Origin of the sequence: Streptomyces prunicolor NBRC 13075, assembly GCF_000367365.1 — a bacterium.
GTDB classification, from domain to species: Bacteria; Actinomycetota; Actinomycetes; order Streptomycetales; family Streptomycetaceae; genus Streptomyces; species Streptomyces prunicolor.
Genome location: NZ_BARF01000069.1, coordinates 15,406 through 41,457 on the forward strand (window position 1 = coordinate 15,406; position 26,052 = coordinate 41,457).

The window sequence follows — 26,052 nt, forward strand, 5'->3', positions numbered from 1 at the left end:
TGGGGATCAGCTCAGCCCGCTGTTGATGGCGCTCACCAGCTCACCGTTGCTGGTGTCGCCGCTGAAGTCCCAGAAGAACGCGCCGCCCAGACCCTGGGTCTTGGCCCAGCTCATCTTTCCGGCGATCGTGCTCGGGGTGTCGTAGGACCACCAGTTGGAGCCGCAGTGGGCGTACGCCGTGCCCGCGATGGTGCCGGTGACCGGGCAGGACGTCTTGAGGACCTTGTAGTCCTCGATGCCCTGTTCGTAGGTGCCGGGCGCCGGGCCGGTGGCCGTGCCGCCGGGGGCGTCCTGGGTGACGCCGGTCCAGCCTCTGCCGTAGAAGCCGATGCCGATCAGGAGCTTGCTCGCGGCGACGCCCTTCGACTTGAACTTGGCGATCGCGTCGGCCGTGGTGAAGCCGGGGGTCGGGATGCCGCTGTAGGTGGTGAGCGGGGAGTGCGGGGCGGTGGGGCCGGTCGCGTTGAAGGCGCCGAAGAAGTCGTACGTCATCACGTTGTACCAGTCGACGTACTGGGCCGCGCCCGCGTAGTCGGCGGCGTCGATCTTGCCGCCGGAGGTGCCGTCCGCCGTGGTGGCGGCGGTGACCAGGTTGCTGGAGCCGAACTTGGCGCGCAGGGCCTGCATCAGGTTCTTGTACGCCGCCGCGCCGCTGGTGTCGCAGGACAGACCGCAGGCGTTCGGGTACTCCCAGTCGATGTCGATGCCGTCGAACACATCGGCCCAGCGCGGGTCCTCGACCAGGCTGTAGCAGGAGTTGGCGAACGCGGTCGGGTTGGCCGCCGCCTGGGCGAAGCCGCCGGACCAGGTCCAGCCGCCGAAGGACCAGAGGATCTTGATGTTCGGGTACTTGGCCTTCAGTTCGCGCAGCTGGTTGAAGTTGCCCGCCAGCGGCTGGTCCCAGGTGTCGGCGACACCGCTGACCGACTGGTCCGCGGTGAACGTCTTCTGGTAGTCGGCGTAGGCGTCACCGATCGCGCACTGCCCGTTGGTCACGTTGCCGAAGGCGTAGTTGATGTGCGTGATCTTCGCGGCCGAGCCGGACGTCACCAGGTTCTTGACCTGGTAGTTGCGGGTGTAGGTGCCCCACTCGGTGAGGTACCCGAGCTTGACGGCGCTGCCGGTGGCCGGGGGAGTGGTCGTACCGCCCGTGGTGTGCACGGCGACCGAGCCACTGACCGGGCCGGTCTGGTCCGCGGTGTCGCGGGCCTGCACGGTGTACGAGTAGTCGGTGCCGGCGGTGAGACCGGTGCTGCTGTACGACGTCGTCGTCACCGTGGCGACCTTCGTGCCGTCGCGCAGGACGTCGTAGTTCTTGACGCCCTTGTCGTCGGTGGCCGCGCTCCAGGAGAGGTTCACCGAGGTGTTGGTGATCGCGGAGGCGGTGGGGGTGCCGGGCGCGGAGGGGGCCGCGTCACCGGGGACGGTGGTGCCGCCGTCACAACTGCCGCCGTTCAGCAGACAGTTGGAGGGCGAGCCGCTGCCGGCGCCGTTGAAGCCGAAGGAGACGGAGGCGCCCGCGGCGATGGAGCCGTTGTAGGACTTGTTCTTCGCGGTCCAGTGGTTGCCGGAGTTGGTGACGTCCGCGTCCCAGGCCGAGGTGACGGAGGTACCGGAGGGGAAGTCCCACTCGACCGTCCATGAACTGATCGCGCTGGTACCGGTGTTCTTGACGGTCCACTGACCGCCGAAGCCGGTACCCCAGTCGCTGGACTTGGTGAAGGTGGCGGTGGCGGTCGACGCGGCCTCGGCGGGGGCGGCCAGGCCGACGAGAGCGGCGAGCGGAAGCAGCAGGGTGGTGAACCCGGCAACTGCTCGTTGTCTGAAGCGCATTGAGCGCCTCCTCTTTTGTTTTTACGCCTCCGGCGCGCGCCTTAGGCGGGGGGTGTCGGGGCGCGACTGAGCCTTCGCACCCACAGTCCCGCGAGAATAGAAAGGTCTGGACCACGGGTCAATAGGTCTGGACCACTTCCGTGTGGGTGTGCTAAACCCCCAACTCCTGCGCCAATACCGCCGCTTGGACCCGGCTGCGCAGCCCCGGCTTCGCCGGCAACCGGCTGACGTGCGTCTTCACCGTCGCCTCGGCCATGTCGAGCCGGTCCGCGATCTCCGCATTGGCCATTCCCTCACCGAGACACGACAACACCTCGCGCTCGCGCCGGCTGAGCGCGTCGAGGACGGCCGGTTCGGCCCCCGGCCGAGGTACCGGCTTCGCCGCGAACTCGGCGATCAGGCGGCGCGTCACCGCGGACGCGATGAGTCCCTCGCCGCCCGCCACCGTCCGTACGGCGGCGAGGAGTTCGGCGGCCTCGGGCGTTCCGCGAGCAGGGCGGTCTGTTCGGCGTGCAGCCGCTCCTGCGGGATGGTCTGTGAGTACGTCGAAGGATGCAGCTCGGGTGTACCGGGACGAGGGCACCGGCCGTATGGACGAATCCGCATCCGCGTCCGTCCGCGAAGCGCGGGCCGACCTGACGCGACTTCTGGACCGCGCGGCGAAGGGGGAGCCAACCGTCATCACTCGTGGTGGCGTCCCTGTGGCCGCGAACGCGGAGATCTTCCGCAGGTTGGCCCCCGACGGGGCGTGAAGTACGCCTTCGGTCACCGTCGCCCGCCATCCGCTCAGTGCCATCGACCGGACGGCGGCTCTCTGCGCACCCGTTTACCGCCGGTCAGCGCTCCCCGCCCGGCACCCACAACACGTCCCCCGCCTCCTTGTTGGCCGTGCGGGCCAGGATGAACAGCAGGTCGGAGAGGCGGTTCAAGTAGGTCGCCGTCAAGGGGTTCATCACCTCGCCGTGGACCTCCAGGGCCGCCCACGTCGACCGCTCCGCCCGTCGTACGACCGTGCATGCCTGGTGGAGCAGGGCCGCGCCCGGGGTGCCGCCGGGGAGGATGAAGGAGCGGAGCTTCTCCAGCTGCTCGTTGAAGTGGTCGCAGTCCGACTCCAGCTTGTCGATGTAGTACTGCTCGACGCGCAGGGGCGGGAACTCCGGGTTCTCGACGACCGGGGTGCACAGGTCCGCGCCCACGTCGAAGAGGTCGTTCTGGACGCGGGTGAGGACCTTGACGATGTCTTCGGGGAGGGCGCCGAGGGCGATCGCCGTGCCGATCGCCGCGTTCGCCTCGTTGGCGTCGGCGTACGCCGAGATCCGGACGTCGGTCTTGGCGACCCGGCTCATGTCGCCGAGGGCGGTGGTGCCCTGGTCGCCGGTCCTGGTGTAGATGCGCGTCAGATTGACCATGTGACCAGCGTAGTTAGGCACCGGCGGTTCGGAACACGCGTGTGCCCACCGTCACGGCCAGTACGGCGATGCCGACCGCGACCAGCGCCCCGTACAGCATGTGAGCCGTCGTGTACGAGCCGACGTAGGCGTCCCGCACCGCGTCGACCAGATAGCGGAACGGCATGAAGTGCGAGAGCACGTCCAGCCAGGCCGGGGCCAGGGCCATCGGGAGCATCAGTCCGGACAGCAGCATCGACGGCATGGTCATGGCGTTGATGAGCGGGCCGAACTCCTGAGGGGTGTCGACCTTCATCGCCGCGGCGTACGACAGCGAGCCGAGCGAGACCGTCAGCAGGGCGACGAACCCGAAGCCGATCAGGACCCCGCCGAGGGGAGCGCGCAGCCCCGTCGCCACTGCCGCCAGCACCAGCAGCACCGCCTGGAAGACGAACACCGTGGCATCGCGCAGCACGCGGCCGAGCAGCAGGGCGAGACGGCTCACCGGGGTCACCCGCATCCGCTCCACCACCCCCTGGCTCTTCTCGATGATGATCGTGAAGCCCGCGTACGAGGCGCCGAACAGGCCGAGTTGGAGCAGCAGCCCGGGCACCAGCACCTGCCATGAGCTGACGGGCCCGCCGAGCGGCAGGCCCGTCAGCAGCGGGCCGAAGAACAGCAGATACAGCAGCGGCATCAGCACCCCGAAGAGCAGCGCGAAGCGGGAGCGGAGGGACTGCCGGAGGTAGCGGCCGTAGATCAGTGCGGTGTCGTGGAGAAGCATCGGGTTCCTCTACGGATACGGATTCGGTTCGGGTTCGGGTTCGGGTTCGGGTTCGGGTTCCTATACGGATACGGGGGCGGCGTCGGCCGGGGCGGGGCCGCGGCCGGTGATGGCGAGGAACGTGTCCTGGAGCGTCGCGTCGATCGAGCCGCCGTGCCGCAGCTTCAGCGCGCCCGGGGTGTCCTCGGCCACGACGACGCCCTTGTCGACGATGACCAGACGATCGGCGAGGGCGTCGGCCTCGTCGAGGTAGTGGGTGGTCAGGAAGACGGTCGTGCCGTGGGCGTCGCGCAGGCGGCGGATCAGGTTCCACAGGTCGGCGCGGCTGCCGGGGTCGAGGCCGGTCGTCGGTTCGTCGAGGAACAGGACCCGCGGGCCGTGGGTGAGGGCCATCGCGATGTCGAGGCGGCGCCGCTGGCCGCCGGAGAGTGCGCCCACCTTGCGGTCGAGGAGGTCGGCGAAGCCCAGATCGCGGGCCAACTCCTCGGCGCGTACCGCTGCTTGATCCTTGGTCAGACGGTAGAGGCGACCCAGGGTGACGAGTTCCTCCCGCACTCCGATGTTCGGGTCCGCCCCGCCGGACTGGGCCACGTATCCGCACGCCCGCCGCACTCCGGCCGGATCGGTCGTCAGGTCGCAGCCCGCGACCGTGGCCGCCCCGCCGGTCGGTGCGAGCAGGGTCGTGAGCATCCGCAGGGTGGTGGTCTTGCCGGCGCCGTTCGGGCCGAGGAAGCCGAGGATCTCGCCCTCGCGGACGGTGAGGTCGATGCAGCGGACGGCCTCCACGGGGCCCTGGCGGGCGGCCTGAGCGGCGGGCAGGGGTGCGGTGAAGCCGTCCGGCACGCACCCGTATCCGACGACCTCGCCTTTGTGGGTGCCGGGCACCCCGACCCCGGCATTCTGCGCTGGTCCTCCTGCCGGAGGCACCCACGCGGCTTCGACGCGGTGACCGTCGCCGAGATCGCCGACGCCGCCAACGTCTCCGCCAACACCGTCTACAACTACTTCCCGGCGAAGGAGGACCTCTTCTTCGACCGCTCCGCCGGACTGGTCGACCGGATGGTCCGCTGGGTGCGCGGCCGGAGCAAGGGGGGAGTCGGCCGCCGTCGCCGTCCTGCGCGAACTGCGCGAGGAGATCGAGGCGGTCTCGCCGCGGGTCGGGCTGATGCCCGGGTACGCCGCCTTCATGCGGGTCATCGAGGACGCGCCGGCGCTGCGCTCACGGCTGTGGGCGATCGGCCAGGAGGTTCAGGCCAACCTCGAGGAGGCCCTGCGCGAGGAGACCGGAGCCGCTGACGACGACCCGATGCCGCACCTGATCGCCGGTCAGCTCGGCTGGGTGCACAGCACCGTCATGGGGGTGATCGGGCGTGAGATGGTCAAGGAGCGCAATCCGGGCGAAGTGTCACGAGAGGCCCTGGTCCTCCTCGACGACATCGAGGACCTGTTGAGCGAGAACGTCCTCAACTACGCCGTACGGGCGGTCGAATGACCCGCCCCGGTGTGATGTCCGTCAGATGAGACGTGACGCGCGTTACTTACCGGTCACACAGCGCCGCAGCTTCGCTAGTGTCCGCCGAGAGGCATACGGATACACGCTGTAAGCGTTTCAAAGGGGAGTCGCACAGTGGCACGGAAGCTTGCCGTCATCGGCGCCGGACTCATGGGTTCCGGTATCGCCCAGGTCTCCGCGCAGGCGGGCTGGGACGTCGTCCTGCGCGATGTCACCGACGAAGCCCTCAAGCGTGGCACCGACGGCATCAAGGCCTCGTACGACAAGTTCGTGAGCAAGGGCAAGCTGGAGGCGCACGACGCCGACGCGGCCCTTGGACGTATCACCGCGACCACCGATCTCGACGCCGTCGCCGACGCGGACATCGTCGTCGAAGCCGTCTTCGAGAAGCTCGAAATCAAGCACGAGATCTTCCGCGCGCTGGACAAGATCGCGCGCGAGGACGCCGTTCTCGCCTCCAACACCTCCGCCATCCCGATCACGAAGATCGCGGCCGTGACGGAGCGTCCGGAGCGCGTCGTGGGAACGCACTTCTTCTCGCCGGTCCCGATGATGGGGCTGTGCGAGCTGGTGCGCGGTTACAAGACGAGCGACGAAACCCTCGCCACCGCGCGGGAGTTCGCCGAATCCGTCGGCAAGACCTGCATCGTCGTCAACCGTGACGTGGCCGGCTTCGTGACGACCCGTCTCATCTCGGCGCTCGTCGTCGAGGCGGCGAAGCTGTACGAGTCGGGCGTCGCCACCGCCGAGGACATCGACCTCGCCTGCAAGCTGGGCTTCGGTCACGCGATGGGCCCGCTGGCCACCGCGGACCTCACCGGCGTCGACATCCTGCTGCACGCGACCAGCAACATCTACACCGAGTCACAGGACGAGAAGTTCGCCCCGCCGGAGCTGATGCGCCGAATGGTGGACGCCGGTGACATCGGACGCAAGAGCGGGCAGGGCTTCTACAAGCACTGAAACCGCACACGCCCCTGCCCCATCACACGCAGGGGTGAATTCGGTATCGGTTCGCTCACAGACGGCAACTTCCCGGCACTTCACGCAGTCAGAGGTTGCATCACCGACTCACCGACTTCACGGACAACACCGAGTACGCCACCGCACTCACGGGGAGCGCATATGTACATCAGGGGCGACCACGTCGAGCTGGTCGTCGGGGGCCGCCTCGACGTCCGCAGCGCGGCGGACGCCCGTACGGTCCTGCACTCGGCCGTCGACGACGGAGTCGGCGATCTGGTCCTGGACCTGTCCGAGCTCGACTCCTGGGACGCCACCGGCCTCGGCGTGATCATGGGAGCCCACCGACGGGCCGGCCGCTGCGGCCGCCGCCTCGTGCTGCGCCGCGTACCGCCGCAGATGCAGCGCCTGCTCGTGGCCACCCGGCTGCACCGCATCCTCGCCATCGAGGGCGGGATCGGGGTCGAGTCGCTTCCCAGGGTGTGATCCCGGACCCGGAGGGTGATCACGTACCGCGCACAATCCTCATGAGACTGTGACGTCTCGCACCGCGCGGTACCCCGGCCTGTCGTAGATACTGTGCGAAGGTTTAGGGTTCGGTCGCCCGCTGCCTCACCACCCTTCGAGCGGGCCCGGACCAGAAGCGACAGCGCGGTGTGCACAAGGCCGGGAGGGGCCTGGGTCCTGTCGACCCGCACACGACGCTTTTGGGGGGCTTGGACCTATGGACCCGATCGACCGGGGACCCGAGGAGTACGGCCATGACGGCGACGACACGTCGTCGCGTCAGCGCCCGCCCCGGGAACCCCTCACACCCGACTTCGGCCAGCACACGCCCGCGATGGCCCGCACCGTGCAGCTGGTCACCGGCGACTTCCTGCTCACCGTCAACCCCGTCGACGGCAGCGAGATCGAGGTCTGCCCGCCAGGACAGCGGCCCGTCCGGCCCGCGAAGCTCGGCGCCGCCGAGCGCGCCGAGACGGCCCGCGCGGCCAGGCCACCGGCCCCGCCCGGCCTGAACCGCCCCGAACTGCCCCTCCTGGAACGCCAGGAGGAGCGCGAGCGTCTCGTACGGCTGCTCGCCTGCGGCCGTTCCGTACGCCTCACCGGTCCCTCGGGCTCCGGCCGCACCAGCCTGCTCGACCTGGTCGCCGAGGACTGCCTGGACCTCGCTCCCGACGGCGTGATCCGCCTCAACGGCTTCCACCGCACCGCCGGCGACCTCCTCCACGACCTCTTCCACGCCGTCTACGACGCACCCCTGCACCGGCCCGCCCGCGAGGAACTCCTCGCGCTGACGCGGGAGATCGGCGCGGTCGTCGTCCTCGACGACATCGAGTTCGGCGCCGCCGCGCTCGACGAACTGCTCGACGCGACGCCCGAGTGCGCCTTCCTGATCGCCGCGACCCCGGAGGTCCCGGCACCGTCCGCGGACTCCGCCATCGAGGAGGTCTTCCTCGGCGGCCTCGGCAGGCCCGGCGCCGTGGAGGTCCTGGAACGTGCCGTCGGCCGTGTCCTCACCGAGGAGGAGGCGAACTGGGCCGGTGACCTCTACTTCGAGTCCGAGGGCCTGCCCCTGCGCTTCGTCCAGGCCGGCGCCCTGCTCCGCCAGCGCGACGAACTGCGCGTCGGCACCAGCGCCGTCGAGGAGTTCGGCGTCTTCCAGGACGCGCCCCCGGTCGACGCGCCCTTCGACGCCCCGCCCCTCGACCCCGACCAGGGCGACGACGTACCCCTGCCGTCCCTCGGCGAGGCCGCCGCGCCCGCGCCGCTGCTCGCCTCCCGGCTCAGCACCTCGGCCCGCGCCACCCTGCGCTTCGCCGTCGCGCTCGGCGGCGAGGTGCCGCACCAGGCGCATCTGCCCGCGCTCGTCGGCGACACCCACGCGGACGCCGCCCTCGGTGAACTCGCGGGCTGCGGACTGGTCTCCCCGGTCGGCTCCCGCTACCGGCTCGCCGCCGGTGTCCAGACCCAGCTGGAGGCCGCCGGATACGGCGACGAGGTCGAGTCCGGCGCCCTGATCGCCGCCCTGCACTACTCCTGGTGGGCCGGGCACCCCTCGGTCACGCCCGAGCGCGTGTGTGCCGAGGCGGACGCCCTGCTCGCCGCGCTCGTCGCCCTGCTGCCGGCGACGACACCGGCCGGCGACGGCGAGGAGAGCACCACCGTCCACCTGGCCCGCACGGCGGCCCCCGCGTTCGCCGCGGGACTGCACTGGAGCGCCTGGGAGCACGTGCTGCGCGCCGGCGCCGAGGCCGCCCAGCTCGCCGACGACGTGAGTGAACAGGCCTATTTCCAGCACGAGTTGGGTGTCCTCGCGCTGTGCGAGGGCGACCTCGACCGGGCCCGTGCCGAGCTGGAGTCCTCCATCGGGCTGCGCGGCGCCGCCGCCGACAAGCGCGGTGCCGTCGCCGGGCGCCGAGCCCTCGCCCTGGTCGCCGACCGCTCCGGCATCGCGCTCGCCCTCGGCTCCACGGCCGGCGAGGAAGTGCCCGACGCGCGTTACGAGGAGTCGGCCTCGCCGCCCGGCGGCATACCGGCGCCCTTCCCGCCGCTCCAGCCGTCCGGCGAGACGTACACCCTCGTCTCCCACCAGTCCTCGACCCCGAAGGCCCACAACAAGGCCCGGGGCGGCCTGCGCGGCTACGCCCGGCGCAACCTCGTCGCGGCCGGCGCGGGCGTCCTGCTCGCCGCCGTCCTCGGCACGGTCGTCACCCTCGGCGCCACGTCCAACAACAAGGCCGACAACCCGTCCGACAACGTCGGCCCCAACCCGTCCGCGAGCCAGGGCACCGACAACGACAGCCTCGGCGCCGACAAGGCGAAGAAGGGCGACAACGGCGACACGGGCACGGCGACCAGCAGCCCGACCGACCCGGGCCCGGACGGTACTTACGGCACGTCGGACGACCCGACGCCGACTTCGGGCAGTGGCACACCCTCGGACAAGCCGAGCGGGACGAGCACTTCAGGGGGCGGGCACACGAGCCCGTCGCCGACCAAGCCCACGACCAAGCCGCCTTCGTCGAGCCCGACCACGTCGAAGCCGACGGATTCGGGCTCTCCGTCGCCGTCGCAGAGCGAGTCCCCCACGCCGACCGACTCGCCCTCGCCGTCGATCACCCCGTCCGCCGACACCTCGGCGAGCGGCGCATCCTCAAGTGCCCCTGTCGACACGACCAGTTCGGCCGCGCCCGAGAGCGGCGGCGCGGACACGTCGAGTAGTGCGGGCACCGTGATCTGACCCTCCGTACGACAAGAAAGGGCCGGCTCCGATGATCGGAACCGGCCCTTTTCGTGTCGGTCAGAACAGGCGCAGCTTGTCGTCCTCGATGCCGCGCAGGGCGTTGTAGTCCAGGACCGTGCAGCCGATGCCGCGGTCGGTGGCGAGGACGCGGGCCTGGGGCTTGATCTCCTGGGCGGCGAAGATGCCGCGGACCGGGGCGAGATGGGGGTCGCGGTTCAACAACTCCAGGTAGCGGGTGAGTTGCTCCACGCCGTCGATCTCGCCGCGCCGCTTGATCTCGATCGCGACGGTCTGGCCCTCGGCGTCCCGGCACAGGATGTCGACCGGGCCGATGGCCGTCATGTACTCGCGGCGGATCAGCGTGTAGCCCTCGCCGAGGGTGTCGATGCGGTCGGCGAGCAGCTCCTGGAGGTGCGCTTCCACGCCGTCCTTGATCAGGCCGGGGTCCACGCCGAGTTCGTGCGAGGAGTCGTGGAGGATCTCCTCCATCGTGATGATGAGCTTCTCGCCCGCCTTGTTGATGACGGTCCAGACGCCGTCGTCGTCGCCGGAACCCTCCTTCAGCGTGCAGGGCGGAGACATCCAGTTGAGGGGCTTGTAGGCCCGGTCGTCCGCGTGGATCGAGACGCTGCCGTCCGCCTTCACCAGGATCAGACGGGGGGCGGAGGGGAGGTGGGCGGTGAGCCGGCCCGCGTAGTCCACGGAACACCGGGCAATGACGAGACGCATGGTGGGCAACGCTACTCGACGGGCGTGGGTCGACGCGATTCGCCCTGGAAGACCCGTGACGCCCGTTGTTCATTCTTGGCCGATTGTGGGCCCATTGAGAGTTCCCTATGTACGCATTCTCCTGGTGCCGCCATCCTCCGTTGCCTACCGTATAAGCGGGAGGTCGCGAGACATGTACGCAGCGTGTTCGTCATCGCGAACTCCCTTATCTGTCCGGCAACCCCCACGAGTTGGGGGTGCGAGAGGAGAACCCATGTCGCTCGACGTCTCACCGGCCCTACTCGAAAAGGCCGAGCGAGGCGAGGTCGACGAAGCTGAATTCGTCGACTGCGTCCGGACCTCCCTGCCTTACGCGTGGGAGATGATCAGCTCCCTGGTGGCTCAGCTGAAGGTCGACGGCGGTGCGTTCGCCGACAACCAGACGCCGCCGCCGGACGAGCAGGCGCGCGGTCAGTTGCTGCGTGCGCTCGCGAGTGACGCGATACGCGGCGCGCTGCAGCGGCACTTCGGTGTACGCCTGGCCTTCCAGAACTGCCACCGGGTGGCGGTGTTCCCGCTGGACGGCTCGGTGGACGAGACGCTGGCCCGCTTCACCTCCGTGCGCAGCCAACTGCTCAACCAGTCCCCGGAGTTCAGGGACTGCTGACGCGGCTACGGCGCACTTGCTTGCCGCTCCGTACGCGGGAGGTGCACTGTACGGGGCGGCAAGCTCCCCGCGGATCACTCAGCACGGATCGCTCAGCACGGATCACACGGCACGGATCGTTCAGCACGGATCGCTCAGCCGAGGTGGGGGAGCACCTCGGCACCGAGCCGCCGTACGTTCTCCTCGGTCGCCGCGAGGTCCCCCGACCCCTCGACGAGCAGCGCGAAGCGGGAGATGCCGGTCCGCTCCGAGGTCGCCGCGAGCCGGTCGACGCACAAGCGCGGGGTGCCCACCGGGTGCAGTCCGCAAAGGAGTTCGGTGTACGCGAGCGGGTCGCGCATCCGGCGCTCGCGGTCGTCCACCGTCACATGGGCGTCCAGCCCCTGCTTCAACCAGCCCGGCATCGCCTTCACCAGGGCCTCCACGGCATCCGCCCGCCTGTCGGCGATCTGGCAGACACCGGCCGACACATGGGCCGCGCCGTGGATCTCCTCGGCCGACCGCCCGGCCGACCGCGCCAACTGCCGCCACAGGGCGACCATTTCCGCCTTCTCCTCGTCCCCGACATGCATGCCCAGCAGCATCGGCAGGCCCCGCTCGGCCGCCAGCCGCACGCTCGCGGGGGAGGTGCAGGCGACGACGACCTCGGGGCCCGGCGCGTCCGACAGCGCCTCCGACGGCCTTGGTACGACCGGGACTTCACGGAACGCGAAGCGGCCACCGGTGCCCGCGACCGACGGCTCGCGCAGCCAGTTCATCAACAGATCGAGTGATTCCGGGAACCCCTGTTCGTACGCCGCGAGGCCCGAGCCGAACACCTCCAGGTCGACCCACGGCCCGCCGCGCCCCACGCCCAGCGAGAAGCGCCCGCCGCTCGTCACATGCAGCAGCGCCGCCTGCTCGCCCAGGGCGACCGGGTGGACGGTGGACAGCACGCTGACCGCGGTGCCGACGCGGATGCGCTGGGTGCGGCCCAGCAGTAACGCGGCCAGGGTGACCGCGGACGGGCAGGTGCCGTAGGGCACGAAGTGGTGCTCGGCCAGCCAGACCGTGTCCAGACCGGCTTCCTCCGCGACCTCCACCGAGCGGACCGCGCGGTGCAGTGCCTCCCCCTGGCCCTGCCCCGGGAACTGGGCGGCCAACACAAAACTTCCGACGCGCATGGTTCTTCCTGCTTCCTTGGCCCCGACACGGAGCTCCCCCACCGGGCATAACCGTCCGACACGTGCCGAAGACACGGCCTGGCGAAGAGATTTGCGGATTGTCTGCAGAATGCGCGGTCCCGAGGGGGACTTGTGCGGGTTGATGCCCTTCGCGTACCCCTGTCCGCGCCACGTAGGCTGGACACAGCCCTTGCCTCCTGTATAGCCCCGTGAGGTGTTCTGTGTCCCCGCGTCGCAACCGACCCAAGGAGTCCGGTTCCCCCGGCCAGAGTGCCGACGACGAGCGCTCGGGCCGCTACGGCGGCTGGCAGTCCACGGAGCACTGGCAGGGCGAGGAGTGGAGCGTGCGCCACGTCGCCGGGGCGAGCGCGCAGGGCAAGACCTACCGCTGCCCCGGCTGCGACCAGCAGATCCCCTCCGGCGTCCCGCATGTCGTGGCCTGGCCGGAGCACGCGGGCGTGGACGACCGCCGCCACTGGCACAAGGCCTGCTGGAACGCGAAGGACCGCCGCACCACACGGGTGCAGCGGTCCAGGAACGCGCCGAAGTTCTAGGCCGGCGTTCTAGAAAGTGGTGCGGCTCACACGTCCCGCTGCTCCAGCAGCGCGACCGCGCCGGCGAACGCCACGGCCGTCACGCTCGCGATGATCCACAGCGGGTCCCAGCCCGAAGGGCCGCTCTCCGTCAGGGAGTTGGAGTAGAAGACGCTCATCTGGTTCGGGATCGAGTACTCGAACAGCTTCTGGCGGACGTCCTCCAGGGACTGCGAGAACATGAACAGCGCGATGACCAGCGGGGCGAGCACCGCGCCGATCATCACGGTGATCGCGCCCGCCGAGTGCCGGATGATCGAGCCGACGATCAGCGAGAGCAGCCCGAGCAGCGCGATGTAGAGCGAGACGCCGACCGTCCCCTTGAGCCACTCGCCGGCGGACGGGTCCTTCGCGCCGTTGTTCTCCAGCAGCGAGGCGTCCACGAAGGCGATGAACCCCGCGGCCACCAGGGTGACCACGAAGGCGACCCCGAAGAACACGATCGACTTCGCAGCCAGGACACGGCCCCGGCTGGGGCACGCGGTCATCGTCGTGCGGATCATGCCGGTGCCGTACTCCGAGGCCGTGGTCAGCACGCCGAGCGTGATGATGCACATGGAGCCCAGCAGCAGCCCGAAGAAGCCGTAGGAGAGCGGGTTCTCGCCGTGCAGCTCCGAGGAGGAGTTGCTGACCACGACGGCGGCGAGCAGCCCGATGCCGACGACGAGCACCACGAACACACCGAGCGTCCAGATCGTCGAACGCACCGACTTGATCTTCGTCCACTCGGAGGCGAGCGCATGCCCGAGATGCGTGCGCACCACCGGGATCGGCGAGGTGTACCCGCCGTACGAAGGACCGGGCGCCGCCTGCCAGTTGGGCACGGCTGCCTGCGGCATCGGGGGCTGGGGCGTACTCATCGGGCGTCCTCGGGCTTGGTCAGGTCGGCGGCGGGGGAGGCGGCGGCGGGCTGCGCGGGCGCGGGAGCGGCCGGAGCGGGTGCCGGGGCGGCATCGGGTGCCGGAACCGCGGGCGCATCCTGAGCCGGGCCCTGAGGCGGCTGTGACGGCGCCTGGGGAGCCATGGGCGCCGGGGGCCCGTACGGGCCCGGCAGCGCCGCGCCGGGCGCCGCAGGGGCGCCGTACGGGTTCGGGGCGCCGTAAGGATTCGCCGGGGGCTGCCCCATCGCGAACGGCCGGCCGCCCTGCTGCGGCGACGGCGGCGCGTACCAGCCCGGCTGGCCCTGGCCCGGTACCGGCATGGGCGGCTGCGCGCCCGGCGGCAGTTGCTGCATCAGGCCGGCCTTCTGGTCGATCGTCGAGCGGTAGTCGACGGCCCCCTGTGTCATCCGCATGTACGCCTCCTCCAGCGAGGCCTGATGCGGGGACAGCTCCCACAGCCGTACGTCCGTGTCGTGCGCGATGTCGCTGATGCGCGGCAGCGGCAGTCCCGTCACACGCAGTCCGCCGTCCTGCTCGGGCAGGACGTGCCCGCCCGCCTCGGTCAGCGCCGAGGTCAGTTTCTCGCGCAGCTGGGGCTCGGTGTCGGGGGTGCGCACGCGCGCGAAGTCGGCCGAGTTCGCCGAGATGAAGTCCCGCACGCTCATGTCGGAGAGCAGCTGCCCGCGTCCGATCACGATGAGGTGGTCGGCGGTCAGCGCCATCTCGCTCATCAGGTGCGAGGAGACGAAGACCGTACGGCCCTCCGCCGCGAGCGCCTTCATCAGGTTCCGCACCCAGAGGATGCCCTCGGGGTCGAGCCCGTTGACCGGCTCGTCGAAGAGCAGCACCTGGGGGTCGCCGAGGAGCGCGGCGGCGATGCCGAGCCGCTGGCCCATGCCGAGGGAGAAGCCCTTGGAGCGCTTTCTCGCCACGTCCTGGAGGCCCACCACCCCGAGCACCTCGTCCACGCGCCGGGCCGGGATGCCCGAGAGCTGGGCCAGGCTGAGCAGATGGCTGCGGGCGCTGCGGCCACCGTGCACGGCCTTGGCGTCGAGCAGGGCACCGACCTGTCTGGGCGCGTTCGGCAGCTTGCGGTAGGGGAAGCCGCCGATCGTCACCTGTCCTGACGTGGGGTTGTCCAGGCCGAGGATCATGCGCATCGTCGTCGACTTGCCCGAGCCGTTGGGCCCGAGGAAACCGGTGACGGCACCGGGCCGCACCTGGAAGGAAAGGTTGTACACGGCGGTTTTGTCGCCGTACCGCTTGGTCAGGCCGACAGCCTCGATCATGCTCCGCACCCATCGAAAGGATCAGGACAGCAGGGCGCACGCCCCCGTAAGGGTTAGGAGGATATAGGGGCGCCGACGGTTCCGCCCAAGGGAAAGTAAAGCTATGGCCTCCGCTATGCGTCCCGGCGCTTCGGCTACGCGTCCCGGCGCTTCAGCAGGACGTACGCGCCGGCCAGCGCCGCCACCACCCACAGCGCCATGATCCCGAGCCCGCCCCAGGGTCCGTACGGCGCGGAGTCGTCGACCGGCGTGACCACCTGCATGATCTTGCTGCCGGCCTGGTCGGGCAGGTACTGGCCGATCTTCTTCGTCGCGGAGACGTTGCCGAGGATGTTGGAGATCAGGAAGAAGAACGGCATCAGGATGCCCAGCGACAGCATCGGCGAGCGCAGCATCGAGGCGACGCCCATGGAGAACAGTGCGATCAGGGTCATGTAGAGCCCGCCGCCGATCACCGCGCGCAGCACACCCGGGTCACCGATCTCCGCCTTGTGCGAGCCGAGCATCGCCTGCCCGAGGAAGAACGTGACGAAGCTCGTCACCAGGCCGACTACGAGACAGAGCCCGGTGGCCACCGCGATCTTGCTGAACAGGAAGGTGCCGCGCTGCGGGACCGCCGCGAGCGAGGTGCGGATCATGCCGGTGCTGTACTCGTTCGACACGACGAGCACTCCGAACACGATCATCGCGAGCTGCCCGAGACTCATCCCGGCGAAGCTGATGAACGTCGGGTCGAAGGACAGCTTGTCCTCGGCGCTCATGTCGTCGAACTGGCTCTTCGACAGCGCCGAGATCAGCATGCCGAGCCCGATCGTCACCACCACGGCCAGCGAGAGCGTCCACACCGTCGACGCCACGGAACGGATCTTGGTCCATTCCGAGCGGATGACCTGGGTCGCCGCCATGTCAGCCCTTCTTCCAGCCGTCGCCCCAGCCCTGCTGCTGTTCGGCAGGTGCCACGGGGAGGGGTGCGTCGGAATGCGCGTGGTACTCCACCGACTCCGCGGTCAACTGCATGAACGCCTCCTCCAGGGAGGCCTGTTGGGGACTCAGCTCGTGCAGCACGAGCTGATGCGACGCGGCCAGCTCACCGATCTGCTCGGACTTGCCCCCGTCGACTTCGAGGACCCCGCTGCCGGACTCGACCACCGTGATCCCGGCCTGGTGCAGCACATCGAGCAGTCGCTCGCGCTGCGGGGTGCGGATCCGGACGTAGGACCGCGAGTTCTGCTGGATGAAGTCGGCCATGGAGGTGTCCGCGAGGAGCCGGCCCTGGCCGATGACGACGAGGTGGTCGGCGGTCAGCGCCATCTCGCTCATCAGGTGCGAGGAGACGAAGACCGTACGGCCTTGCGCGGCAAGGGACTTCATCAGGTTGCGGATCCAGTGGATGCCCTCGGGGTCGAGCCCGTTGACCGGCTCGTCGAACATCAGGATGCGCGGATCACCGAGCAGCGCGCCCGCGATACCGAGCCGCTGCCCCATGCCCAGCGAGAACCCCTTGGCCTTCTTCTTCGCGACCGAGGTGAGCCCGACGGTGTCCAGCACCTCGTGGACGCGGCTGTTGGGGATCCCGTTGCTCTGCGCGAGGCACAGCAGGTGGTTGAAGGCGCTGCGTCCGCCGTGCATGGCCTTGGCGTCGAGGAGGGCGCCGATGAACTTCAGCGGGTCCTTGAGCTGGTCGTAGTGCTGGCCGTCGATGCGTACGTCACCGGCGGTCGGCCGGTCGAGCCCGAGCATCATGCGCATGGTCGTCGACTTGCCGGCGCCGTTCGGGCCGAGGAAGCCCGTGACGATGCCCGGCCTCACGGCGAAGGTGAGGTTGTTCACCGCCACCTTGTCGCCGTACCGCTTGGTCAGCCCCGAGAGCTCGATCATGCGGCCACGCTAAGACGCCCGTTCGGCGGATGCCACCCGAACGGGCAAACAGAGTCCGACGAGGCAGGCAACAACCGTGAACGCCGTCGCCCAGGCGAACGCGTGCGGGAAGGCGGTGCTGCCGTGCCCGTGCGCGAGGACCGTCGCCAGTACGGCGGTGCCGACCCCGCCCCCGAGCTGCTGCACGATCCGCACGGTGGTGCTCGCGTGCGGGATACGGGCGCGGTCGAGATCCTGGTACGCGCCCACCATGACCGCCATGTTGGCCGCGCTCACCCCGAGCCCGCGCACGACCAGCGCGACGAGGAGCAGAGCCGCACCAGGATGCGGGAGAAGGAAGGGGAGGGTGCCCAGCGCACACAGCAGCATCCCCGCCACGGTGACCGGGCGCGGTCCGAGCCGGTCGGTCAGCGGGCCGGTGACCCGGGCCAGCAGGCTGCCCAGACCCTGCGGCGCCAGCAGCAGCCCGGCCGCGATCACGCCCTCGCCGCGCGCCTGTTGGTAGTAGAGGGGGAGCAGGAACATCCCGCCGAACAGGGCGAGCCCGTTCAGGAACGTCAGGATCGAGGAGACGGCGAAGGCACGGTCCTGGAACAGGCGCAGGTCCACGAGGGGTTCGCGGACGCGCAGTGCGTGCCGGGCGAACAGGGCTATCAGTACGGCGCCCACGGGGATCGCCGTCGCGCGGGCGACGCCGGTCTCGGAGAGGCCGTAGACGAGGGTGGCGAGGCCGGGGGAGAGGAGCAGGAGGCCGGTCAGGTCCAGGTGGTGGGCGGGGCGGGCGGGGCCCTTCGGGACGCCGCGCCAGGCCAGGGCGAGGGCCAGGAGGCAGACGGGCAGGTTGACGTAGAAGATCCAGCGCCAGCTGAGGTGGCCGACGATCAGGCCGCCGACGACCGGGCCGAGGATCGGCACGACCATGACGGGCAGGGTGATCGCGGCCATCAGGCGGCCGAGGGAGCGACCGCCGGCGGCGCGCATGACCAGGGTCTGGAGGACGGGCAGCAGGAGTCCGCCGCCGATGCCCTGGACGACCCGGAAGGCGATCAGTGAGCCGATGTTCCAGGCGAGCCCGCAGAGGAGTGATCCGGCGAGGAAGAGGGTCAGCGCGCCCAGCCAGACGTTCCGGGAGTCGAAGCGTTCGACGGCCCAGCCGGAGACCGGGACGACCGTGGCGAGGGCCAGGAGATATGCGGTGCTGACCCATTGCAGGCTCGCCGTGGAGGCGCCCAGGTCGTGGCCCAGGGTGTGCAGGGCTATGGAGACGATCGTGCTGTCGAGGAGCGGGGCGAGGGCGCCCAGGACGAGGATGCCGGCGAGTTTGCGGACGGCGGGGTCGAGGCGCTCGGCGGAGTGGACGGTGGTTTCGGGCATGGAGGTTCCCCTTAGAGACGCTGCGTCTCTTATTTCTCCCACGATAGACTGGCCCCGATAAGAGACGCAAGGTCTCCTAAGGGCTTCCGAGGTTTCCTGAGTTCTCCCTGGGTTTCTGAGTGGAAGGTGCCGGTGATGACCGGAGAGCAGACGCGGCGGCGCGGGGCCGCGCTGGAGGCCGACATCCTGGACGCCGTATGGGAGGAGCTGGCCGACGTCGGCTACGCCCGGCTCACCATGGAGGGTGTCGCGGCCCGGGCCAGGACCGGCAAGCAGGTCCTCTACCGCCGCTGGGCCAACCGCGCCGAACTCGTCAAGGCCGCCCTGCCGCACCGCACCGGCTTCATCGTCGACCAGGTGCCGGACACCGGGGAGTTGCGCGAGGACCTGCTCACCCTGCTGCGGCTGATGGTCGAACGGCAGCGGGAGCTCGGCCCGGACGTCATCCGGGGTCTGCTCGCGGAGGTGACCGACCTGGACCCGAAGGTCTTCGGGATCATGCACGACATTCTGCTGACGCTGCTTCAACGTGCCGTGAAGCGGGGCGAGATCCCCACCGCCGACCTGCCCCGACGGGCCGTCACCGTCCCCGCGGACCTGCTGCGTTACGAGATGGTCCTCTCCCTCGACCCGGTCGCCGACGCCACCCTCGTCGGGATCGTCGACGACGTGTATCTTCCCCTGCTGGCCGGACACGGCTGAGGCACCGCCGAGACACGGCTGAGGCCCGCACCCCCTGAGGGAATGCGGGCCCCGGCTTTACGACAGGTGCTTACCGGGACTGCTGAGCCGGAACTCCACGAGAGATCGGCTCGTCCTCGACCGGCGAGCTCGCGGCGGCCACCGCGGCACCGGTGAGCGTGGCGAGCATCTCGCGCACGTTCGTCAGCTGGGCGTTGATGCTGTCGCGACGGTTCGTCAGGGCGGCCAGCTCGCGCTCGGATTCCGAACGGATGCGGTCGGCCTTGGCGTTCGCGTCGGCCACGATGTCCTCGGCCTGGCGCTGAGCCGTCTCCACCGTCTGACGGGCGCGACGCTCCGCGTCCGTACGCAGCTTCTCGGCCTCGAGGCGAAGCTGCTCCGCGCGGTGCTCGATCTCCGCGAGGCGCTTCTCGGCCTTCTGCTGACGCGACGCCAGGTCGCGCTCGGACTGCTCGCGCCGCTTGGCGAGGTTCGTCTCGAAGTCGGCGGCGGCCTGCGCGGCCTTGGCGCGGGTCTCCTCGAAGAGGGCGTCGGCCTCCTCGCGCTTCTGCTGCGCGTCCTTCTGGGCCTCGCCACGCAGCTGGGCGGAGTCGCTCTTGGCCTTCTCGACGATCCGGACGCCCTCGTCCTCCGCCTTGGCCTTGCGCTCCGCAGCGAACGATTCTGCGTCGTTGCGGACCTGCTGAGCAGCGGACTCCGCGAGTTCGCGGTGCTGCTCGGCCGCGCGCCGGGCCTCCTCGCGCAGGTCCTTGGCCTCTTCCTCGGCGAGGCGGAGGATCTTCTCGACCCGCGCGCCGAGCCCGGCGTACGACGGCTCCGCGTCGCTTACCTGGGCCGCGGCGTTCTGCGTTTCGAGGTGGAGCTCCTCGATGCGCTTTTCAAGAGCAGTGATACGGGCCAGAGCGCTGTCACGGTCGGAGACGAGCTTCGAGATGCGTTCGTCCACCTGAGCGCGGTCGTACCCACGCCGCACAAGCTCGAAGCCGTAGGGGGAAGTGTCGCTCATGGGGTTCCTGTCGAATGAGACCGGTGAGGTGATAGGGGGAATCCTAGGGGCCGAAGCGGTGTGTCATCGAGCGGATACGTGTTTGATCTGGAGAATGACACCTCTTTTGAGTGGCTAACCGTCCCACCGCTTGCCAAAGACCGGGTCAAAGGCCCCAGAACGCCCGAACCTCACAGGAGGTTCCTAGCTTTCGCTAGCCTTCAACCGACTTGCCACCCGAACGAGTTGCGCCCGCCGTGGCTCCTGCCTTGACCCCGCCGTCCTTGGCCGCTGTCGGGGCCTCGAAAGACTCCAACGCTTCCAGGACGTCCTGGACACGGGAGATTTCGGCGTTGATGTCCTCGCGGCGGCGGACCAGCACCTCCAGGTCGCGCTTGCCCTCCTCGACCGTGCGGCGGGCCTCGCGGATCGCCTCCGCCTTCAGGTCCTCGGCCTCGCGGATGAGCGTGGACTTCTTCTGCTCGGCCTCCTTGAGGAGACCCTCGGCCTTCTTCACGGCGGCGATACGGACCTTGCCCGCCTCGGAGTTGGCCTCCGAGACCAGCTCCTTGGCCTTCATCTGGGCCTTGCCGAGCTGCTCCTCGGCCGCCTTGATGAGCGCGTCGCAGCGGTCGCCGGCCGACTTCATCGTCTCGGCGGACTCACGGCGGGCCCGCTCGTGCAGGTTCTCGATCTCGGTCGTGATGCGGTCGCGCAGCTCCTCGGACCGCTCCCTTATGGCGGTGGCGTCCCGGCGCGCGCCGACCAGCAGCTCGTCCGCGTCCGTACGGGCCTGCTCCACGCGGGAGTTGCCCTCGACCGTGGCCTCGGACACCAGCCGGTCGGCCTCGTTGCGGGCCGCGCCGACCATCGAGTCGGCCTGTGCCTCGGCGTCCGCCGTCGTCTTCTGCGCCTGCTGCTGGGCCTCGCTGAGCAGCTTGTCGGCCTCGGCCGCGGTCTCCGTGATGAGGGTGTCGACCTGCTCGGCCGCCTCGGAGCGCCGTTTGTTGGCCTCCTTGCGGGCCTCGTCGAGCATCCGCTCGGACTCCTCGCGCGCCGCCGACGTGACCCGCTCGGCGTCCGCCTCGGCGTTCGCCTTGAGACGTGCGGCCTCGCTGCGGATCCGCTCGGACTGCTGCTGCGCGGAACCCACCGTGTCGGCGGCCTCGGCGCGCAGCCGCTCCGCGTCCCCGGTCGCGTCCGAGATGAGCCTCTCGGCCTTGGCCACGGCCTCCGAACGCACCCGCTCGGCCTCGTTGATCGTCTCCGTCTGGAGCCGCTCCGCCTCCGCCGTCACCTCGGTGATGAGAGTGTCGGCCTGCGTCGCCGCGTCCGAACGGATCCGGTTGGCGTCCTCGCGGGCGTCCGCACGGGCCCGCGCCGCGTCCTGGTCGGCCTGCGCGATCGTGTCCGAGGCCTGGGTACGCACCTGCTGGGCGTGCTCGGCGGCCTCCGACCGCAGCCGCTCGGACTCCGCGATCGCGTCCGAAACGGTGTGCTCCGCAAGGGCCTTGGCGGCGTCCGTCTCCTCGGCCGCCCGGCGCCGGAGGCGATTGGCGTCCTCGGTGGCCCGCTCCCGCTCGCTGTACGCGTCGGCGCGGACCCGGTCCGCCTCCTCCTGCGCCTCACGCCGGGTACGGTCCGCCACGTGCTCGGCGGCCGACCTGATCCCGGCGATCTCCTCCTGCGCCTGCTCGTGCAGCCCGGCGACGGACTCCCGTACCTGCTGGGCGTGTTGCTCGGCACCGGACACCATCTCGTTGGCGCGCCGGTCGGCTTCCTCGACCAGCCGCAGCGCCTCGGACTGTGCCTCCTCGACGCGGTTGCGCGCCGAGGCCAGCAGCTCCTCGCTCTGCTCGCGGGCCCGCTCGCGCTCCTGCCCGGCCTCCTCACGGGCCGACCCGAGCAGCTCCTCGGCCTCACGACGACGCCGTACGGCCTCCTCCTGGGCGGCGGCCAGCGTCTCCGACGCCTCCGTGGCCAGCCGCTCGGCGGCGGCCTGGGCCTCCGCGCGGAGGCGGTCGGCGGTGTCCTGCGCCTCGGTCTTGAGCCGCTCGGCCTCCGCGGACGCCTCGGACCGCAGGCGTACGGCGATGGCCTCGCCCTCGGCGCGGGAGGCGGACGCGTCGCCCGCGGCCTCGTTGCGCAGCCGGTCGGCCTCCGCCTCGGCCTGCGCCTGGAGGGAGCGGATGCGGTCGGCGGCCTCGGCGCGCAGCCGCTCCGACTCGTCGGCGGCCTCGCGGCGGATCCGCTCGGCCTCCTCACGGGCGTCGGTGAGCGCCTGCTCGGCAGCGGCGAGCCGCTCCTCGGTCTCCGTGTGCAGCCGCGTCAGACCCTCGGCGGCCTCCTCGCGGCGTGCCTCTATGGCCCGCTCGGTCTCGTCGCGCAGATCGCGCGCCGCCTGTTCGGCATCCGCCTTGATGCCCTCGGACTGCTCGATGACCTCGGAGCGGTGCCGCTCGGCCTCCTTGCGGGTGCGGTCGAGGGTCTCCTCGGCCTGCCGGCGCAGGGTGGTGGCGCGCTCGATGGCCTCGGTGCGGACCTTCTCGCTGTCCGTGGTGGCGGTCTGGCGCAGCTCGTCGGCGTCCGCGCGGGCCTTGGACAGCAGGTCCTCGGCGGTCTTGGCCGCCTCCTCGATCTGCTGGACGGCCTCGCGGCGGGCCTCGGCGCGGATGCGCTCGCCCTCGCCGACCGCGTCGGCGCGCAGCTGCTCGGCCTCGCCGCGCAGCCGGCGGGCCTCCTCCTGCAGCTCGACCGTCTTGGCGCGGTACTCCTTGGTGTCGTCCTTCGCCGTGCCCTTGAGCTGTTCGGCGATGTCGTGCGCCTGGGCGCGCAGCCGGTCGGCCTCGGCCTCCGCCTCGGAGCGGATCCGCTCGGCCTCCTCGGTGGCGGCCTTCGTGGTGTTCTTGGCCTCCTCGGACGCCTTGTCGAGTACGTCCTCGGCGGTGCGGGCGGCCTTGGCGAGCTGGGAGGCGGTCTCCTCGGCGGTGAGGCTGCGCGCGTTCTCCTCGGCCTCCGCGACGATCTTGTCGGCCTTGGCCTGGGCGTCGGCGACGATCTGCTCGGCGTCCGCCTTGGTGGTCTCGGCCTCTTTGGTGGCCTCGGTGACCAGCCGGGCGACCTGCTCCTTCGCGGTCCGGGTGCGCTGCTCGTTGGCGGACTCGGCGCCGGCGAGGGCCTTGGCGGCGGCCTCCTTGGCCTCGGAGAGGACCTTCTCCGCCTCCAGGCGCGCCTCACGCAGGGAGGTCTCGGCCTCCGCCATGCGCGTCTCGGCGGTCCGGCTCAGTTCGGTGGCCTGGCGGCGGGCGGAATCCGACTCGTTGACCGTGGAGCTGCGCAGCTGCTCGGCGTGGTCGGTGGCCTCCTGGGCCTGCGAGGAAGCCGCGTTCAGCAGCCGCTCGGCGTCCGTGCGGGCGCGGCGCAGGAGTTGTTCGGCCTCCGCGCGGGCCGCCTCGGCGTCCATCTCCAGCCGCTGCCGGGCCTCGGCGGCGACCCGCTCGGCCTCGGCACGGGCGGCGGCCAGCGCCTGCTCGGCCTCGGCGCGGGACTCCTCGACGAGACGGCGGGCCTGGGACTCGGAGCGGGCGCGCAGCTGCTCCGCCCACGCCACGTTCTCGTTGACGTGCGACTCGACGGTCTGCCGGCGCTCGCCCAGCTCCTGGTCGAGCTGCTGGCGCCGGGTCACCGCCTCCTGGTGCAGCTCCGCCTGGAGCCGGGCCGCGTTCTCCGCGTGCTCCTGGAGGATGCGCTGGGTCTGCGCGCGGGCCTGGCTCAGCTCCCGCTCGGCGTCCTGCCGCAACTGGTCGGCCTGGACCTGGGCATTACGGAGCATCTGCTCGGCCTGATAGCCGATGTCACCGCCGTCGTAAGCCGGTCGGGACATGAGGGTGCGGCGCGCCTCGTGCAGCTTGGCGCGCAACACCTCGACCTGGTAGCCGAGGTCCTCGGCATGCTGGATCGCCTTTTCCCGCTCGGTCTTCAGCCGCTCCATCTCGGCCTCGAACCGAGAGAGGTGGTCGACGTCAGCCGCCGGCTCTCGCTCCTGGCGTTCGTAGCCCCGCACTGCGCGGTCCCATCCGTCCCCTGGTCGCGGTTTACTCCAACGAGCGCCGTCCATCCACCGAACGGTGCTCCCGGGGAATGGTGTCAGATCAACGACGGAGCATGGGCTGCTGCCCGACGCTCGCCCCCCGAAACCCGGACCCCGGCATGCCGTTGCCCTGGTTGCGAGCGACGACCGACCCCAACCCTACCGGCCCTTATGTACGCGGGTCAGTGCTCAGGTGACTCAACAGCCGCCGAAGTGACCAGTTCTGTCAGTACGCCATGGCAATCCTTTGGGTGCAGGAACGTGATCCGTGACCCCATGGAACCGCGCCGGGGCTCCTCGTACAGAACGCGTACGCCCTTCCCGCGGATGTCCTCGGAGTCCGTATCCACATCCGCCGTACCGAAGGCGATGTGGTGGACCCCCTCCCCGTTCTTCGCCAGCCACTTCCCCACGGCGGAGTCCTCGCGGGTGGGTTCGAGGAGCTGGAGGTAGGAGGCGCCGCCGTCGTCCGTGTTGTTGATCTTCAACATGGCCTCGCGTACGCCCTGCTCCTCGTTGACCTCGGAGTGGAACACCTCGAAGCCGTACGTGGCCCGGTAGAACTCGACGGTCGTGTCGAGGTCGAAGCAGGCGATCCCGATGTGGTCGATTCGCGTCAGCATGTATGTAGTGCAGCGCTAGCGCGATGGTTACGCAACGTGCGCGCGATCACACCGACGGCCCGATGACGGGGCGGTCTACCGCTCAGTACATTTCAAGTAAACCCTCGTTCACTCCTCAGCTGAAACACGCTGGAAGGGGATCGCACCTCATGTCTGGAACGAACAGCACGACCTCGGTGATCGTCTCGGGCGCCCGGACGCCCATGGGACGCCTGCTGGGCTCCCTGAAGTCCTTCTCCGGAGCCGATCTCGGCGGCTTCGCGATCAAGGCCGCCCTCGACCGTGCGGGTATCGGTGGCGACCAGGTGCAGTACGTGATCATGGGCCAGGTGCTCCAGGCCGGGGCAGGGCAGATCCCGGCACGCCAGGCCGCCGTCAAGGGCGGCATCCCCATGAGCGTCCCCGCGCTCACCATCAACAAGGTCTGCCTCTCGGGCCTCGACGCCATCGCGCTCGCCGACCAGCTCATCCGTGCAGGTGAGTTCGACGTGATCGTCGCGGGCGGCCAGGAGTCCATGACCAACGCCCCCCACCTGCTCCCCAAGTCCCGCGAGGGATACAAGTACGGCGCGATCGAGATGCTCGACGCGATGGCCTACGACGGCCTGACCGACGCCTTCGAGAACATCGCGATGGGCGAGTCCACGGAGAAGCACAACACGCGGCTGGGCATCGCGCGGCCGGAGCAGGACTCCGTAGCCGCCCTGTCCCACCAGCGGGCCGCCGCCGCCCAGCAGAACGGCGTCTTCGAGGCGGAGATCACTCCGATCGAGATCCCGCAGCGCAAGGGCGAGCCCGTCGTCTTCAGCAAGGACGAGGGCATCCGCGCGGAGACCACGGTCGAGTCGCTCGGCAAGCTGCGCCCCGCGTTCACCAAGGACGGCACGATCACCGCCGGCACCTCCTCGCAGATCTCGGACGGTGCGGCGGCCGTGGTCGTGATGAGCAAGACCAAGGCGCAGGAGCTGGGCCTGGAGTGGATCGCCGAGATCGGCGCCCACGGCAATGTGGCGGGCCCGGACAACTCCCTCCAGTCCCAGCCCTCCAACGCGATCCTGCACGCCCTGAAGAAGGAGGGCCTGGAGGTCGAGAGCCTCGACCTGATCGAGATCAACGAGGCCTTCGCCGCCGTGGCCGTTCAGTCAATGAAGGACCTCGGGGTGTCCACGGAAAAGGTGAATGTCAACGGCGGAGCCATCGCCCTGGGCCACCCCATCGGCATGTCCGGCGCCCGCCTGGTCCTGCACCTGGCCCTGGAGCTCAAGCGGCGCGGCGGCGGGGTCGGCGCGGCGGCACTGTGCGGTGGCGGCGGTCAGGGTGACGCGCTGATCGTGCGGGTACCGAAGGCCTGAGCAGCAGTACTTTCTCGCA

General features: G+C 70.2%; 22 protein-coding genes and 2 pseudogenes. 9 read left to right on the forward strand and 15 right to left on the reverse strand.

The window, feature by feature from the left end; all coding sequences use genetic code 11:
• Positions 1–6: 6 nt before the first annotated feature.
• Together SPR02S_RS30015 and SPR02S_RS56595 are read right to left on the reverse strand one after the other, a co-directional pair.
• Positions 7–1,833 (reverse strand): glycoside hydrolase family 18 chitinase, encoded by a 1,827-nt coding sequence (locus SPR02S_RS30015; RefSeq protein WP_019060729.1) that lies wholly within the window; start codon positions 1,831–1,833, stop codon positions 7–9.
• A gap of 151 nt (positions 1,834–1,984) precedes the next feature.
• A pseudogene (locus SPR02S_RS56595) lies at positions 1,985–2,311 on the reverse strand (helix-turn-helix domain-containing protein); the annotation flags it as partial.
• A 112-nt stretch (positions 2,312–2,423) separates the two neighbouring features.
• Between SPR02S_RS56595 and SPR02S_RS62440 the strand changes: the two are divergent.
• Entirely contained in the window at positions 2,424–2,585 is a 162-nt protein-coding gene (locus SPR02S_RS62440; protein WP_106437035.1) for a type II toxin-antitoxin system Phd/YefM family antitoxin, read from the forward strand.
• An 84-nt stretch (positions 2,586–2,669) separates the two neighbouring features.
• Here SPR02S_RS62440 and SPR02S_RS30030 read toward each other — a convergent pair whose 3' ends face one another.
• From SPR02S_RS30030 to SPR02S_RS30040, 3 genes are read right to left on the reverse strand one after another with little or no spacing between them, the layout of a single operon-like run.
• Complete coding sequence (locus tag SPR02S_RS30030) at positions 2,670–3,242, reverse strand: cob(I)yrinic acid a,c-diamide adenosyltransferase (RefSeq protein WP_019060732.1); 573 nt, start codon at positions 3,240–3,242, stop codon at positions 2,670–2,672.
• A 13-nt stretch (positions 3,243–3,255) separates the two neighbouring features.
• Positions 3,256–4,005 (reverse strand): ABC transporter permease, encoded by a 750-nt coding sequence (locus tag SPR02S_RS30035; protein ID WP_019060733.1) that lies wholly within the window; start codon positions 4,003–4,005, stop codon positions 3,256–3,258.
• 60 nt (positions 4,006–4,065) lie between these two features.
• Positions 4,066–4,848 carry an ABC transporter ATP-binding protein gene (locus SPR02S_RS30040; protein WP_052347072.1) on the reverse strand — a complete coding sequence of 261 codons (783 nt, stop codon included), beginning with the start codon at positions 4,846–4,848 and terminating at the stop codon, positions 4,066–4,068.
• An 87-nt stretch (positions 4,849–4,935) separates the two neighbouring features.
• Here SPR02S_RS30040 and SPR02S_RS56600 point away from each other — a divergent pair.
• From SPR02S_RS56600 to SPR02S_RS30060, 4 genes and pseudogenes are all read left to right on the forward strand, one after another.
• Positions 4,936–5,497, forward strand: a pseudogene (locus SPR02S_RS56600) (TetR/AcrR family transcriptional regulator); the annotation flags it as partial.
• A gap of 135 nt (positions 5,498–5,632) precedes the next feature.
• A complete protein-coding gene (locus tag SPR02S_RS30050) occupies positions 5,633–6,481 on the forward strand; it encodes a 3-hydroxyacyl-CoA dehydrogenase family protein (protein ID WP_019060736.1) in 849 nt (282 codons plus the stop codon).
• A 162-nt stretch (positions 6,482–6,643) separates the two neighbouring features.
• On the forward strand, positions 6,644–6,967 hold the full coding sequence (locus SPR02S_RS30055; protein WP_019060737.1) for an STAS domain-containing protein: 324 nt from the start codon (positions 6,644–6,646) through the stop codon (positions 6,965–6,967).
• Between the two features lie 238 nt (positions 6,968–7,205).
• Positions 7,206–9,725 (forward strand): P-loop NTPase family protein, encoded by a 2,520-nt coding sequence (locus SPR02S_RS30060; RefSeq protein WP_019060738.1) that lies wholly within the window; start codon positions 7,206–7,208, stop codon positions 9,723–9,725.
• A 60-nt stretch (positions 9,726–9,785) separates the two neighbouring features.
• Here SPR02S_RS30060 and nucS read toward each other — a convergent pair whose 3' ends face one another.
• Positions 9,786–10,457: an endonuclease NucS gene (nucS, locus tag SPR02S_RS30065; protein WP_019060739.1), complete on the reverse strand. Its 672-nt coding sequence runs from the start codon at positions 10,455–10,457 to the stop codon at positions 9,786–9,788.
• Positions 10,458–10,710: 253 nt separating this feature from the next.
• Here nucS and SPR02S_RS30070 point away from each other — a divergent pair, with 253 nt between their 5' ends.
• Positions 10,711–11,103: an SCO5389 family protein gene (locus tag SPR02S_RS30070; protein WP_019060740.1), complete on the forward strand. Its 393-nt coding sequence runs from the start codon at positions 10,711–10,713 to the stop codon at positions 11,101–11,103.
• A gap of 134 nt (positions 11,104–11,237) precedes the next feature.
• Here the strand turns inward: SPR02S_RS30070 and SPR02S_RS30075 are convergent, their stop codons facing one another.
• A complete protein-coding gene (locus SPR02S_RS30075) occupies positions 11,238–12,266 on the reverse strand; it encodes an LLM class flavin-dependent oxidoreductase (protein WP_019060741.1) in 1,029 nt (342 codons plus the stop codon).
• Positions 12,267–12,487: 221 nt separating this feature from the next.
• Between SPR02S_RS30075 and SPR02S_RS30080 the strand changes: the two genes are divergently transcribed.
• Positions 12,488–12,820 carry an Rv1322 family protein gene (locus SPR02S_RS30080; protein WP_019060742.1) on the forward strand — a complete coding sequence of 111 codons (333 nt, stop codon included), beginning with the start codon at positions 12,488–12,490 and terminating at the stop codon, positions 12,818–12,820.
• A gap of 26 nt (positions 12,821–12,846) precedes the next feature.
• On the opposite strand, the gene SPR02S_RS30085 is transcribed toward SPR02S_RS30080, so the two are convergent.
• The 5 genes from SPR02S_RS30085 to SPR02S_RS30105 all read right to left on the reverse strand — a co-directional run bounded on the left by SPR02S_RS30085 (position 12,847) and on the right by SPR02S_RS30105 (position 18,281).
• The gene (locus tag SPR02S_RS30085) at positions 12,847–13,719 is read right to left on the reverse strand and encodes an ABC-2 transporter permease family protein (RefSeq protein WP_026150983.1); all 873 of its coding nucleotides are present in this window, start codon (positions 13,717–13,719) and stop codon (positions 12,847–12,849) included.
• Positions 13,716–15,029, reverse strand: a complete 1,314-nt coding sequence (locus tag SPR02S_RS30090) for an ABC transporter ATP-binding protein (protein ID WP_019060744.1) — start codon at positions 15,027–15,029, stop codon at positions 13,716–13,718. The genes SPR02S_RS30085 and SPR02S_RS30090 overlap by 4 nt, the downstream gene beginning before the upstream one ends.
• Before the next feature lie 134 nt (positions 15,030–15,163).
• A complete protein-coding gene (locus SPR02S_RS30095) occupies positions 15,164–15,934 on the reverse strand; it encodes an ABC transporter permease (RefSeq protein WP_019060745.1) in 771 nt (256 codons plus the stop codon).
• 1 nt (position 15,935) lies between these two features.
• On the reverse strand, positions 15,936–16,907 hold the full coding sequence (locus tag SPR02S_RS30100; protein ID WP_019060746.1) for an ABC transporter ATP-binding protein: 972 nt from the start codon (positions 16,905–16,907) through the stop codon (positions 15,936–15,938).
• 9 nt (positions 16,908–16,916) lie between these two features.
• Complete coding sequence (locus SPR02S_RS30105; protein WP_019060747.1) at positions 16,917–18,281, reverse strand: MDR family MFS transporter; 1,365 nt, start codon at positions 18,279–18,281, stop codon at positions 16,917–16,919.
• 135 nt (positions 18,282–18,416) lie between these two features.
• Between SPR02S_RS30105 and SPR02S_RS30110 the strand changes: the two genes are divergently transcribed.
• On the forward strand, positions 18,417–18,983 hold the full coding sequence (locus tag SPR02S_RS30110) for a TetR/AcrR family transcriptional regulator (protein ID WP_019060748.1): 567 nt from the start codon (positions 18,417–18,419) through the stop codon (positions 18,981–18,983).
• 70 nt (positions 18,984–19,053) lie between these two features.
• On the opposite strand, the gene SPR02S_RS30115 is transcribed toward SPR02S_RS30110, so the two are convergent.
• The 3 genes from SPR02S_RS30115 to mce all read right to left on the reverse strand — a co-directional run bounded on the left by SPR02S_RS30115 (position 19,054) and on the right by mce (position 24,681).
• Positions 19,054–19,989, reverse strand: a complete 936-nt coding sequence (locus tag SPR02S_RS30115; protein WP_019060749.1) for a coiled-coil domain-containing protein — start codon at positions 19,987–19,989, stop codon at positions 19,054–19,056.
• A gap of 193 nt (positions 19,990–20,182) precedes the next feature.
• A complete protein-coding gene (gene scy, locus SPR02S_RS30120; protein ID WP_019060750.1) occupies positions 20,183–24,031 on the reverse strand; it encodes a polarized growth protein Scy in 3,849 nt (1,282 codons plus the stop codon).
• A gap of 209 nt (positions 24,032–24,240) precedes the next feature.
• Positions 24,241–24,681: a methylmalonyl-CoA epimerase gene (gene mce / locus SPR02S_RS30125; protein ID WP_019060751.1), complete on the reverse strand. Its 441-nt coding sequence runs from the start codon at positions 24,679–24,681 to the stop codon at positions 24,241–24,243.
• 149 nt (positions 24,682–24,830) lie between these two features.
• On the opposite strand from mce, the gene SPR02S_RS30130 reads away from it, so the two are divergent.
• Positions 24,831–26,033, forward strand: coding sequence for an acetyl-CoA C-acetyltransferase (locus tag SPR02S_RS30130; RefSeq protein ID WP_019060752.1), 1,203 nt, complete (start codon positions 24,831–24,833; stop codon positions 26,031–26,033).
• Positions 26,034–26,052 lie beyond the last annotated feature (19 nt).

What these genes read in the sequence shown, in the direction of transcription:
- SPR02S_RS30095 (WP_019060745.1), bottom strand. Translation starts at nt 15,934, where the DNA reads ATGGCGGCGACCCAGGTCATCCGCTCGGAATGGACCAAGATCCGTTCC.
- SPR02S_RS30115 (WP_019060749.1), bottom strand. Translation starts at nt 19,989, where the DNA reads ATGAGCGACACTTCCCCCTACGGCTTCGAGCTTGTGCGGCGTGGGTAC.
- SPR02S_RS30085 (WP_026150983.1), bottom strand. Translation starts at nt 13,719, where the DNA reads ATGAGTACGCCCCAGCCCCCGATGCCGCAGGCAGCCGTGCCCAACTGG.
- SPR02S_RS30070 (WP_019060740.1), top strand. Translation starts at nt 10,711, where the DNA reads ATGTCGCTCGACGTCTCACCGGCCCTACTCGAAAAGGCCGAGCGAGGC.
- SPR02S_RS62440 (WP_106437035.1), top strand. Translation starts at nt 2,424, where the DNA reads ATGGACGAATCCGCATCCGCGTCCGTCCGCGAAGCGCGGGCCGACCTG.
- SPR02S_RS30030 (WP_019060732.1), bottom strand. Translation starts at nt 3,242, where the DNA reads ATGGTCAATCTGACGCGCATCTACACCAGGACCGGCGACCAGGGCACC.
- SPR02S_RS30105 (WP_019060747.1), bottom strand. Translation starts at nt 18,281, where the DNA reads ATGCCCGAAACCACCGTCCACTCCGCCGAGCGCCTCGACCCCGCCGTC.
- SPR02S_RS30075 (WP_019060741.1), bottom strand. Translation starts at nt 12,266, where the DNA reads ATGCGCGTCGGAAGTTTTGTGTTGGCCGCCCAGTTCCCGGGGCAGGGC.
- nucS (WP_019060739.1), bottom strand. Translation starts at nt 10,457, where the DNA reads ATGCGTCTCGTCATTGCCCGGTGTTCCGTGGACTACGCGGGCCGGCTC.
- SPR02S_RS30110 (WP_019060748.1), top strand. Translation starts at nt 18,417, where the DNA reads ATGACCGGAGAGCAGACGCGGCGGCGCGGGGCCGCGCTGGAGGCCGAC.
- SPR02S_RS30055 (WP_019060737.1), top strand. Translation starts at nt 6,644, where the DNA reads ATGTACATCAGGGGCGACCACGTCGAGCTGGTCGTCGGGGGCCGCCTC.
- SPR02S_RS30060 (WP_019060738.1), top strand. Translation starts at nt 7,206, where the DNA reads ATGGACCCGATCGACCGGGGACCCGAGGAGTACGGCCATGACGGCGAC.
- SPR02S_RS30015 (WP_019060729.1), bottom strand. Translation starts at nt 1,833, where the DNA reads ATGCGCTTCAGACAACGAGCAGTTGCCGGGTTCACCACCCTGCTGCTT.
- SPR02S_RS30100 (WP_019060746.1), bottom strand. Translation starts at nt 16,907, where the DNA reads ATGATCGAGCTCTCGGGGCTGACCAAGCGGTACGGCGACAAGGTGGCG.
- SPR02S_RS30090 (WP_019060744.1), bottom strand. Translation starts at nt 15,029, where the DNA reads ATGATCGAGGCTGTCGGCCTGACCAAGCGGTACGGCGACAAAACCGCC.
- SPR02S_RS30130 (WP_019060752.1), top strand. Translation starts at nt 24,831, where the DNA reads ATGTCTGGAACGAACAGCACGACCTCGGTGATCGTCTCGGGCGCCCGG.
- SPR02S_RS30035 (WP_019060733.1), bottom strand. Translation starts at nt 4,005, where the DNA reads ATGCTTCTCCACGACACCGCACTGATCTACGGCCGCTACCTCCGGCAG.
- mce (WP_019060751.1), bottom strand. Translation starts at nt 24,681, where the DNA reads ATGCTGACGCGAATCGACCACATCGGGATCGCCTGCTTCGACCTCGAC.